This window comes from Pseudomonas sp. 3HC3, assembly GCF_044904505.1.
Lineage (GTDB): Bacteria > Pseudomonadota > Gammaproteobacteria > Pseudomonadales > Pseudomonadaceae > Aquipseudomonas > Aquipseudomonas putida_Y.
In genome coordinates this window covers 31727-43361 of sequence record NZ_JADDRH010000005.1, presented here as the reverse complement: position 1 = coordinate 43361, position 11635 = coordinate 31727, and the positions used below count along the sequence as shown (strand labels likewise).

The window sequence follows — 11635 nt, the reverse complement described above, 5'->3', positions numbered from 1 at the left end:
CTTGCGGTACCTCTTCAGGTAGCGCCCGGTCAGGCATTCGTCTGTCCGGGCGTTTGCCGCTTTAAGTTACAGGTAGCAAGAATGGCCAAAGAATATAGCCGTACCCAACGTATTGGCGATCAGATGCAGCGCGAGCTGGCCGAGCTGATCCGTCGCGAAGTCAAGGACCCGCGTGTCGGTCTGGTGACCATCACCGCCGTGGACGTGAGCCGTGACCTGGGCCATGCCAAGGTGTTCATCACCGTCATGGGCGAGGAAACCCCGGATGCCGTGCAGCAGTCGCTCAAGGCATTGAACAGTGCTGCCAGCTTCCTGCGGCTGCACCTGGGGCGTTCGATGCAACTGCGCAGCGTGCCGCAGCTGCACTTCCATTTCGATGAAAGTGTCAGCCGTGGTGTGCACCTGTCGGCGCTGATCGAACGTGCAGTGGCCGAAGACCGCCTGCACAAGGAAGCCGACGAGTCGGACACCAAGGAGTAAGTGGTGGCCCAGGTCAAACGTATCCGCCGCAATGTCAGCGGCATCATCCTGCTCGACAAGCCGCTGGGCTTCACTTCCAATGCCGCCTTGCAGAAGGTGCGTTGGCTGCTCAACGCGGAAAAGGCCGGCCACACCGGTAGCCTGGACCCGCTGGCGACCGGCGTGTTGCCGCTGTGCTTCGGTGAAGCGACCAAGTTTTCGCAGTACTTGCTCGATTCCGACAAGGGCTACGAAACCGTCATGCAGATGGGGCAGACTACCAACACCGGCGATGCCGAGGGTGAGGTGCTGCAGACCCGCGACGTGACCGTTGGTCGCGCCGACATCGAGGCGCTGCTGCCACGTTTTCGCGGCCAGATCAGCCAGATACCGCCGATGTACTCGGCGCTCAAGCGTGATGGCCAGCCGTTGTACAAACTGGCACGTGCAGGAGAGGTAGTGGAGCGCGAGGCGCGTTCTGTTACTATTAACCGCTTGGAGTTGCTCGAGTGCGAAGGCACCCGTGCACGGCTGAGCGTAGGATGCAGCAAAGGTACCTATATCCGCACGCTGGTGGAGGATATCGGTGAAGCCCTTGGTTGCGGCGCCTATGTCGCCGAGCTGCGCAGGACCCAGGCAGGGCCCTTTGCGCTGGCACAGACGGTCACCCTCGAGGAACTCGAACAGGCCCACGCCGAAGGTGGCAACGAAGCGCTCGACCGCTTCCTGATGCCATCGGACAGCGGGCTGCAGGACTGGCCGTTGGTCAGCCTGTCGGAACACAGTGCGTTCTACTGGCTGCATGGGCAGGCGGTACGCGCGCCGGACGCGCCACAATTTGGCATGGTCCGGGTACAGGATCACAACGCACGCTTCATCGGTATCGGTGAAGTGAGCGAAGACGGGCGCATTGCGCCGCGTCGGCTGATTCGGTCGGAATGACCGAAACCGCGGGGTCAGGCACTTGCCAAGCCCCACGGCATCAAGGGTGGCTGTCAGTAGGCACGGTCACACCTTTTTTATTAATACAGGGATTTGTCCCTGGCCTATTGGACCCCGCATGCGGGATCCGTTATCAGGAGAAGCCAAATGGCCCTCAGCGTTGAAGAAAAAGCTCAGATCGTTGCCGAATATCAGCAAGCCGCCGGCGATACCGGTAGCCCGGAAGTGCAGGTTGCTCTGCTGACCGCCAACATCAACAAGCTGCAAGGCCACTTCAAGGCCAACGATAAAGACCACCACTCCCGTCGTGGTCTGATCCGTATGGTCAACCAGCGTCGTAAGCTGCTGGATTACCTGAAGGGCAAAGACACCACTCGTTACAGCGCCCTGATCGGTCGCCTGGGCCTGCGTCGCTAATAGCGGCCTGGTCAGTGGTGTGCGTGGGGTGTCGCAGGCTTCGGCAGGGCTGTTTTGCAGCGCTGCCGTTGGACATGCCACGCGTATCTCCGAGGTTGGCAGCCTGGCTATGCTGAGCGGTTTTTCCGCTTGGTGCCAGGCTCCCAGCCTCGTGTTGTATCTGGACGGTCAATGGGGCCGATTCCCCGTTCTGCCCAAGAATTCGCAAGAAACCAGTTCCCCCAAGAGCCACTGAAAAAGGTAGGAAACCGTGAACCCGGTAATCAAGACTTTCCAGTTCGGTCAATCGACCGTCACTCTCGAAACGGGCCGTATTGCCCGTCAGGCAACCGGCGCCGTGCTGGTTACCGTCGACAACGACGTCACCGTGCTGGTGACTGTGGTAGGCGCCAAACAGGCTGATCCAGGCAAGGGTTTCTTCCCGCTGTCGGTTCACTACCAGGAAAAGACCTACGCCGCTGGCAAGATCCCAGGTGGCTTCTTCAAGCGTGAAGGCCGTCCTTCCGAGAAAGAGACGCTGACCTCGCGCCTGATCGACCGTCCGATCCGTCCGCTGTTCCCGGAAGGCTTCATGAACGAAGTGCAGGTCGTCTGCACCGTGGTTTCCACCAGCAAGAAGACCGACCCGGACATCGCTGCGATGATCGGTACCTCGGCTGCCCTGGCCATTTCCGGTATTCCGTTCGAAGGCCCGATCGGCGCTGCCCGCGTTGCCTTCCACGAAAGCACTGGCTACCTGCTGAACCCGACCTACGAGCAACTGGCTGCCTCGAGCCTGGACATGGTCGTTGCCGGTACCTCCGATGCTGTACTGATGGTTGAGTCGGAAGCTCAAGAGCTGACCGAAGACCAGATGCTGGGTGCCGTACTGTTCGCCCACGACGAGTTCCAGGCTGTTATCCAGGCTGTCAAAGAGCTGGCTGCCGAAGCTGGCAAGCCGACTTGGGACTGGAAACCTGCCGTTGCCAACACCGAGCTGTTCAATGCTATCCGCGCCGAGTTCGGCGAAGCGGTTTCGCAGGGTTACACCATCACCGTCAAAGCCGACCGCTACGCGCGTCTGGGTGAGCTGCGCGACCAGGCGGTTGCCAAGTTCTCCGGTGAAGAAGGCCAGCCTTCGGCTTCCGAAGTCAAAGACATCTTCGGCGAAATCGAATACCGCACCGTTCGCGAAAACATCGTCAACGGCAAGCCACGTATCGACGGCCGCGACACCAAGACTGTACGCCCGCTGAACATCGAAGTAGGTGTGCTGCCGAAAACTCACGGTTCGGCACTGTTCACCCGTGGCGAAACCCAGGCCCTGGTCGTTGCGACCCTGGGTACTGCCCGTGATGCCCAACTGCTGGACACCCTCGAAGGCGAGAAGAAAGACCCCTTCATGCTGCACTACAACTTCCCACCGTTCTCGGTAGGTGAGTGTGGCCGCATGGGCGGTGCTGGCCGTCGCGAAATCGGCCACGGCCGTCTGGCCCGCCGTTCGGTTCAGGCCATGCTGCCTGCTGCTGACGTGTTCCCGTACACCATCCGCGTGGTTTCGGAAATCACCGAATCCAACGGCTCCAGCTCCATGGCTTCGGTCTGCGGTGCATCCCTGGCCCTGATGGACGCCGGTGTGCCGATGAAAGCGCCGGTTGCCGGTATCGCCATGGGCCTGGTCAAGGAAGGCGACAAGTTCGCAGTCCTGACTGACATCCTGGGTGACGAAGACCACTTGGGCGACATGGACTTCAAGGTAGCCGGTACCGCCAAAGGCGTCACCGCGCTGCAGATGGACATCAAGATCAACGGCATCACCGAAGAGATCATGGAAATCGCTCTGGGCCAAGCCCTGGAAGCGCGCCTGAACATCCTCGGCCAGATGAACCAGGTCATTGGCCAGTCGCGTACCGAACTGTCGGCCAACGCCCCGACCATGATCGCGATGAAGATCGACACCGACAAGATCCGCGACGTCATCGGTAAAGGCGGCGCCACCATTCGCGCCATCTGCGAAGAGACCAAGGCTTCGATCGACATCGAAGACGACGGCTCGATCAAGATCTTCGGCGAAACCAAGGAAGCGGCAGATGCTGCCAAGCAGCGCATCCTGGGCATCACCGCTGAGGCCGAGATCGGCAAGATCTACGTCGGCAAGGTTGAGCGCATTGTCGACTTCGGCGCCTTCGTCAACATCCTGCCTGGCAAGGACGGTCTGGTGCACATCTCCATGCTGAGCGATGCTCGCGTCGAGAAAGTCACCGACATCCTGAAAGAAGGCCAGGAAGTCGAAGTGTTGGTACTGGACGTGGACAACCGCGGCCGTATCAAGCTGTCGATCAAAGACGTTGCTGCGGCCAAGGCCTCGGGCGTCTAAGCGACACACGCTACAGAGAAAGGGCCCTTCGGGGCCCTTTTTTCATGGGCGACGGGAACCTTTTGCGGACTTGCATCTTGCATGCAGGTTTACCGCGCTGATTGCAAAATGCACGACTGCGGAAGTGAGGTGTTTTTCTAAATCATTGATTTAGAAGGAAATAATAGAAGCGGCAAAGCTGGCACAGCCCGTGCAACTACCTTCATACCTGCCGCCAGGACATACGGCGCAGACCTTTCGAAAAACAGGAGTGACCCACATGAAGAAGTTCGCCATTGCTGCCGCTACTGCTACCGCTCTGACCCTGACCATGGCTAACGGTGCATTTGCCGCTGAGCCAACCCAGGCTCCAGTCATGTTGGCGGCCAACACCGTCGACAACGCCAAGCAAGAAGGCTCCGACACTTGGATCACTACCAAGGTCAAAGCTGATTTGCTGACTGAAAAAGGCATCCCAGGCAGCGACATCAAAGTCGAGACCAGCCAAGGTGTTGTGTCCCTGTCTTCTGACGTGAAGGTTACTGAATCGCAGAAAGAAGAAGCGGTACGCATCACCAAGAACATCAAAGGCGTCAAGAGCGTAATGTCTGACGGCCTGAAAGCCGAATAAGGAATGTCCCGTCGGCCAAATGGATTTGGCCACTTTCATTAAAGCCCTGGCCCGTGCCAGGGCTTTGTCTTGCGCTCAATACACCGGGTTGCGTGCGATCACATCGCTTTCGAAGCATTCCTGCTCAAGGATCAGAGGCTCTACCAATGGGCGGCTGTCGCGAAAATGCGCGGTCTGGGTATGCGCTTCATACGCAGCATCATCGCGGTAGATTTCGTACAGGTAGATCACCTCGGGATCGACCCGGTCCTGTGACACATCGAACACCAGGCAGCCTGGCTCACTCGCCACGGAAGCTGCAGCATTGACCTTGATTGCACTCAGAAAAGCGTCGGCGCATCCAGGCTTCACTCGGGTCTTGATGAACAGGCTATACACAAATGGCTCCGTTTGTTTTAAATTCATAAATGAATTGTATACAAAAATGGAGCTTCGCCAATGTCCGAATTGCCTGCACGCCCTGGCCGCCTGAATGGCCTGCGCCACATCGCCCTGCTGGTGCCCAACCTGGAAGAATGTGAACGCTTCTACGTCGATGTGCTGGGCATGGAAGTGCTGAATCGCGCCAATGAGGACCTGGTGTATCTCACCTGCGGTAACGACAACCTGTCGCTAGGGCGTGGGGCAGGGGCGGCCAACGGGTTACAGACCCTGGATCACTATGGATTCATCGTCGACAGCGTGGAGGAGCTGGAAGCCTGGTACCAGTACTTCAAGGCTCATGGCGTGACCTTGCTCGACCGGCCGTTCAATCATGGTGACGGCGCGCGTAGCTTCCACCTGCTGGACCCGGCTGGGAACAAGGTTCAACCACTGTATCACCCGGCGGTGTCGGGGCAGCGGTTAGTTTGAAACCCGTGCTGGCCTCTTCGCGAGCACGCCCGCTCCCATAGGTATTGCGCAGGTCCGAGGTTGTGCGCCATCTCTGTGGGAGCGGGCGTGCCCGCGAAGAGGTCAGGCCTGCCAGAGGGGATTACTCTGCATCCAGGTGCATCGGCGTAATCACCCGCCCATCGCTTTCAGGCTGGCCCAGGCTGGTATCGATGAAATACACCCGGTCATCTTCCAGCTTGCCCTTGTCCACCAGGTAATCCTTGATACTGCTGGCCCGCTCCTGGCCCAGTGTGCGCAGCAAGGCGGTACTCTCAGCCCATGACTTGATCACCGCGTCGCGCAGTTTGGTGGTACGTTCGTCACGGCTCAGTTGCTCCCATTCTGCTGGCGGCTGTTTTTTCAGGCGGGTGCGGTAAATGCCTTCGAGCATCGCTGGCTTGTCGCTGTCGTCGACCACCAGCATCGAGGCATTGGCCGGCACCTTGTCACCCCGTCGCTGCAGGATCTTGTACCAGGTGGCCTGGTACTCACGGTCCAGGCGCTGTTGGGCGATCAGCGGGCCATCGCTGGCCTGGGCGCTGGTGCCTTCGATTTCCAGGCGCAGTCCCGGGCGCTCTTTCAGCGCGGATGCCAGCTTGTCCAGGGACGCCTGGGCATCGCCGCTGAGTTCGCTGGAGCCCGGGGCGAACGCCACGTTGCCAAGGTCTTCCGAGCCGCCGCCGCTGATCAGCCCGCCAATGAATTTGAATGGTGCCTGCGCCGCGCGCAGTACCAGGTTGCGCAGGGTTTGCCAAACGATCGGCATCACGCTGAATTGCGGGTTGTTGAGGTCGCCAGACACCGGCAGCTCGATCGAGATCTTGCCCTCGGTATCCTTCAGCAATGCCACCGCCAGGCGGATCGGCAGGTCGACCGCATCCGGGCTGTCGACTTTCTCGCCCAGTTGCAGTTGTTCCACTACTACCTTGTTCTCGGCCTTGAGTTGACCGTTGGTGATCAAGTAGTGCAGGTCCAGGTTCAGCCGGCCCTTGCGGATGCGGAAGCCGGCGAACTTGCCGGAGTAGGGGGTCAACGTGGTCAGTTCGACGCGCTTGAAGCTGGTGGCAATGTCCAGACTGGCCAGCGGGTTGAACGGGTTGAGTGCGCCCTTGATGGTAACCGGTGCGTAGCGGTCCACCTTGCCCTTGACGTCGACATTGGCCGGCAGCGGCTTGCGGTTGTCGATGGTGCCGATCTGGCCATTGAGTTGCTGGATGGCCGTGGCGAAGTTGGGGGTAAGCGACAGGTCGGCAAAGTTGGCCGAGCCGTCCTTGATGTCGATCTGGCCGATGCGAATGCCGAGCGGCTTGCTGTTGCTGGCCGTGGGCGGCTTGGCCTGGCTGCTCGTCGGGGTGCCGGCCGGTTGGGGGATCAGCAGGTCATTGACGTTGGTGGTACGGTCTTCGTTGATGATGAAGCGTGCATAGGGCTGCAGCAGGGTCACCTTGTCGATCGACAGTGCATCGCCGTGCACGTAGGACAAGCCGTCCACGTTCACCTGCTGCCATTTGACGAAGTCGCGGCTCTTGATGGTGTCCAGCGTATGCAACTGGCTGACCTGCGCCTTGCCGGTAACATTGAAGGCCAGCGGCGCGGTGTTCTTCAGGTCGACCTTGAGGTCGCTGGAGAGCATGCCGCTGCGCAGCTCCAGCAGGATGAACGGGCTGATGTAGGCCTGGGCCACACGCAGGTCGATGTCGCGGGTGCTCACATCCAGCTTTGCCCATATCGGTGCCAGGTTGACCTGGCCTGCGGCCTGCAGCTTGCCTTGCTTGCCCACACCAGTGTCGAGTTTGACGGTGAAGGGCGACTGGTTGAGGCTGTCGAAACCTTGCAGGTCGGCGTTGAGGGGGCCAATGTCCAACGCTACCGGTTCCTTCTGGCTGCGATCTGCCAGGTGCACCAGGTAATTGCGCAACTGCACGTCCTTGAGCAGCACTTGCCAGGGTTTGCTTGGCTCCTTGGCAGCTTTCTCTTCAGGCGTAGGTTCTGCGGCAGCCGGCTCGGCCTTTTCCTTCGGCGTGGCCTTGGCGGGTTGGCTGGCGAACAGCTTCTGCCAGTCGAGCTGGCCGTCTTTTTCCAGCGCCGCCCAGGTTTCGAGTTTTTCGCTGCGGACCTTGCCCACGGTGACCTGCTGTTTAACCAGATCAATGGAAGTTTCGCTAACCGCCAGGCTGGCCAGGCGTGCCAATGGTCGGCCATCCGGTGCCTTGATGGCGAATGGCGCGATGTGTACGGAAGCGTTATCCAGCAGCAGCTCGGTCTGTTTGGCGAGGTTGAGCGTGTAATGCGTATCGAGGTTGAACACGCCGTCTTCCAGCACCAGAGGTACGGCATCGCGCACATAGGGCCAGAACAGCTTCATCTTGCCGTCAGTGACCTTCAGTGTGCCTTCGGAGGCGATCGGCGACAGGCTCAGGGTGCCCTTCCAGTCGATGCGTCCGCCGTTGGGGCCGCTGGCCACCAAGGTCATATCGGCGCTGTCGTTGGGCAGGGTGCTGAGTTTTTTCAGCTCCAGACTCATGTTGTCGTAGAGAAACTCGATCGGCTCGCTGGGACGCAGGTCCTCGAAGTGCAGGTAGCCTTCGACGAGCTTGATGCTGCCAATACGTAGCGGGAACGGGTCGCTGGGCGGCTCTTCGGGTTTGGCTTCGCTGGCCGGTAGTTTGAACAACCCGGTCAGGTTGAGGGTGCCGTCTTTGGCGAACAGCACTTCGTTGCGCGGTTTGTCGAGTTCCACCGCTTCCAGATGCAGGGCTTTGGTCCATAGGCTGTCGAGCGAGGCGTTAGCATAAAGACGCTCGAAACCGACCTGCTCCTTGCCCGGCTCGCCGATCTGCAGGCCCCACAGTGTCAACTCGAGGCTGAAGGGGTTGAGTTCGATCCGTTCGAGGTGGGCCGGCACGGTGGCGTATTGGGCCAACTGCTGGTTGGCGATGCGCAGTGCGACACCGGGAAGAATGAGAAAGCCGAGCAGGCTATACAGGGCTACCAGGGCCACGATTGCGCCAGCGGCGCGAGTCAATCCTTTGTACATGTGTCGCTTCGTCTGTCTAAGCCGGAGTGCTTGGAGTATGGCACGTTAAATCAGTTCCGCAGGGGCGACCTTTTGCGCTCAATCAATGCCCATGCGCCGTTTGGCCCGGTGTGCCGAGCCGTCGCGCATTGCCCAGCGCAGGACCGGCGCGGTGCCGCGCAGGCCCAGGCGGATCAGGTGCTGCTGCAGGGGCCCGTGCTGCAGCCCGAGCATGGCCTGGGCCCAGCCGGGCAGCAAGTCGATACCCGCGTGCAGCATCAGTTTGCCAACCGGCTGTGCCAGGCGGCTGGGGGCAGGGGCGTCGAGCAGGATTCGTATCACCTCATGGCTGCGCGCATCACAGTGCAGCTGCGGGCGTATGTGTTGCAGATAGTCTTCAACTTGCTGGCACGAGCGCGGCACGTCACGGGCACCGAGGCGCTCGGCGATCAGGGCGATTTCGTTGTAATAGGCATCCTGCTCGGCGCGTGACAGGTGTGGGTTGCGGTAACGCAGGTGGGCGGCTAGGAAACTGCTGACCTCCGCTACATGCACCCAGGTCAACAGGTCCGGGTCGCTGGCCGCATAGGGGCGGCCATCTGGTGCCGTGCCGGTGACCTGCAGGTGAATGGTGCGCACTTTGTCGATCAGCCACTCGGCATCGCCGGTGGCGCCGAAGGTGGTGCCGGAAATGAACTGGCTGGTGCGGCGCAAGCGGCCGAGCAGGTCTTCACGAAAATTGGAGTGGTCCCATACACCGGCCAGGGCCAGAGGATGCAACAACTGCAGCATTAGCGCGCTGATGCCACCGACCAGCATGCTCGGGAAGTCGCCATGTACCCGCCAGCTGATGCTGTGTGGGCCGAACAGGCCGGGGTCGCCCTTGGGCGATTCCAGGTCGAGCTGGCCGAGGGCCAGCCCAGTGAGGCTCATGACCTGAGTTTCGATGCGGCGACGAAGGGCTTCCATGGCGACCTGTTGTGCAGGGCGGCCATGGTTGGCGGCCGCCGGTTACTGGTTGAGGCGTTTGTCGATCAGGCCCTGTACCACGCTTGGATCGGCCAGGGTCGAGGTATCGCCCAGGTTTTCCAGCTCGTTGCAGGCGATTTTGCGCAGTATACGCCGCATGATCTTGCCTGAGCGCGTCTTGGGTAGCGCTGGCGCCCACTGAATCAGCTCAGGCTTGGCGAAGCTGCCGATTTCCTTGCTGACCAGGGCCAGCAGCTCGGCCTTGAGTGCGTCATCCGGCGACACGCCATTCATGGTCGTGACGAAGGCGTAGACGCCTTGGCCCTTGAGGTCGTGGGGGTAGCCGACCACCGCGGCTTCCGCCACGCTGTCATGCAGTACCAGTGCGCTTTCTACTTCCGCGGTGCCGATGCGGTGCCCGGAAACGTTGATCACATCGTCGATGCGCCCGGTGATCCAGTAGTCGCCATCGGCATCGCGGCGGGCACCGTCGCCGGTGAAGTAGTAGCCGGGCAGGGGCTTGAAGTAGGTGTCGACCATCCGCTGGTGGTCGCCGTAGACACTGCGTATCTGCCCGGGCCAGCTGGCCTTGATTGCCAGCAGGCCGGCGCCGGGGCCTTCGATCAGTTTGCCTTTTTCATCCAGTAGCACCGGTTGCACGCCGAACATTGGCTGGGTGGCGCAGCCGGGTTTGAGCGACTGCGTGCCGGGCAGTGGGGTGAGCATGATGCCGCCGGTTTCGGTCTGCCACCAGGTATCCACAATCGGGCAGCGCTTCTGCCCGACCTTCTCGAAATACCATTCCCAGGCTTCCGGGTTGATCGGCTCGCCGACGCTGCCCAGCAGGCGCAGGCTTTTGCGCGAGGTGCTCTGCAGCGGCGCAGAGCCCTCGCGCATCAGTGCGCGCAGGGCGGTCGGGGCGGTGTAGAAGATGTTCACCTGGTGCTTGTCCACCACCTGCCAGAAGCGCGAGGTGTCCGGGTAGTTGGGCACGCCTTCGAACATCAGCGAGATTGCGCCATTGGCCAGCGGGCCATAGACGATGTAGCTGTGGCCGGTCACCCAGCCGACGTCGGCGGTGCACCAGAACACCTCGCCGTCACGATAATCGAACACCACCTTGAAGGTCATCGTTGCCTGCAGCAGGTAGCCGCCGGTGGTATGCAACACCCCTTTGGGTTTGCCGGTACTGCCGGAGGTGTAGAGGATGAACAGCGGATCTTCGGCTTCCATCGGCTCAGGAGTGCACTCGTCGCCGGCGGCCTTCGTCGCTTCGTGGTACCAGAGGTCGCGGCCCTCGACCCAGGCCACATCGCCGCCAGTGCGGCGCACCACCAAGACGCTACTGACCGCCGGGCAGTTGGCCAAGGCTTTGTCGACGTTCTGTTTCAGCGGGATGCGTTTGCCACCACGCACGCCTTCATCGGCGGTGATCACGGTGCGGCAGTCGGCATCGAGGATACGGTCTCGCAGGGCATCAGGGGAGAAACCGCCGAACACCACCGAGTGGATGGCGCCGATGCGGGTGCAGGCGAGCATGGCGAAGGCGGCCTCGGGGATCATTGGCATGTAGATGCACACCCGATCGCCTTTCTTCACACCACGCGCTTTCATTGCATTGGCCAGGCGGCAGACCTGACGGTGCAGTTCGCGGTAGGTGATGGCCTTGGAGTCCTTGGGGTCGTCGCCCTCCCACAGCAAGGCCGTTTGCTCGCCGCGCTGGGCCAGATGGCGGTCGATGCAGTTGTAGCTGACATTGAGTTGCGCGCCGTCGAACCAGCGGGCCTTGCCGGTCTTGAGGTCGCATTGCTGTACGCTTGACCAGGGCTTGATCCAGTCCAGGCGTTTGGCTTGTTCTGCCCAGAACGTGTCAGGGTCGTCGACCGACTGGCGGTAGAGGCGGTGGTAGTCGTCGGTGCTGAGGGTGGCAGACTGGCTGACGGCCAGGGCCTGCGGGTAATTGCGGATATCGAACATGGCGGGTGGTCCTGCT

General features: G+C 60.9%; 10 protein-coding genes. 6 read left to right on the top strand and 4 right to left on the bottom strand.

Annotation, left to right across the window (positions count from 1 at the left end; genetic code table 11):
• Positions 1-81 precede the first annotated feature (81 nt).
• From rbfA to INQ47_RS10485, 5 genes are all read left to right on the top strand, one after another.
• Positions 82-480, top strand: coding sequence for a 30S ribosome-binding factor RbfA (gene rbfA / locus INQ47_RS10505; protein ID WP_252460792.1), 399 nt, complete (start codon positions 82-84; stop codon positions 478-480).
• A gap of 3 nt (positions 481-483) precedes the next feature.
• The gene (gene truB, locus INQ47_RS10500) at positions 484-1401 is read left to right on the top strand and encodes a tRNA pseudouridine(55) synthase TruB (protein WP_209963395.1); all 918 of its coding nucleotides are present in this window, start codon (positions 484-486) and stop codon (positions 1399-1401) included.
• Positions 1402-1548: 147 nt separating this feature from the next.
• Entirely contained in the window at positions 1549-1818 is a 270-nt protein-coding gene (gene rpsO / locus INQ47_RS10495) for a 30S ribosomal protein S15 (RefSeq protein WP_003249971.1), read from the top strand.
• A gap of 250 nt (positions 1819-2068) precedes the next feature.
• Complete coding sequence (pnp, locus tag INQ47_RS10490; protein ID WP_004575780.1) at positions 2069-4174, top strand: polyribonucleotide nucleotidyltransferase; 2106 nt, start codon at positions 2069-2071, stop codon at positions 4172-4174.
• Between the two features lie 259 nt (positions 4175-4433).
• A complete protein-coding gene (locus INQ47_RS10485; RefSeq protein ID WP_021784324.1) occupies positions 4434-4784 on the top strand; it encodes a BON domain-containing protein in 351 nt (116 codons plus the stop codon).
• Positions 4785-4859: 75 nt separating this feature from the next.
• Here INQ47_RS10485 and INQ47_RS10480 read toward each other — a convergent pair whose 3' ends face one another.
• Positions 4860-5162 carry a putative quinol monooxygenase gene (locus INQ47_RS10480; protein WP_003249978.1) on the bottom strand — a complete coding sequence of 101 codons (303 nt, stop codon included), beginning with the start codon at positions 5160-5162 and terminating at the stop codon, positions 4860-4862.
• Between the two features lie 60 nt (positions 5163-5222).
• Between INQ47_RS10480 and INQ47_RS10475 the strand changes: the two genes are divergently transcribed.
• Positions 5223-5636: a VOC family protein gene (locus INQ47_RS10475; RefSeq protein WP_010955354.1), complete on the top strand. Its 414-nt coding sequence runs from the start codon at positions 5223-5225 to the stop codon at positions 5634-5636.
• A gap of 121 nt (positions 5637-5757) precedes the next feature.
• Here the strand turns inward: INQ47_RS10475 and INQ47_RS10470 are convergent, their stop codons facing one another.
• The 3 genes from INQ47_RS10470 to acs form a co-directional block, all read right to left on the bottom strand.
• Positions 5758-8694: a DUF748 domain-containing protein gene (locus INQ47_RS10470; RefSeq protein WP_404701639.1), complete on the bottom strand. Its 2937-nt coding sequence runs from the start codon at positions 8692-8694 to the stop codon at positions 5758-5760.
• A gap of 78 nt (positions 8695-8772) precedes the next feature.
• Positions 8773-9642, bottom strand: a complete 870-nt coding sequence (locus INQ47_RS10465; protein WP_404701638.1) for an oxygenase MpaB family protein — start codon at positions 9640-9642, stop codon at positions 8773-8775.
• A 42-nt stretch (positions 9643-9684) separates the two neighbouring features.
• The gene (gene acs / locus INQ47_RS10460; RefSeq protein WP_404701637.1) at positions 9685-11619 is read right to left on the bottom strand and encodes an acetate--CoA ligase; all 1935 of its coding nucleotides are present in this window, start codon (positions 11617-11619) and stop codon (positions 9685-9687) included.
• Positions 11620-11635 lie beyond the last annotated feature (16 nt).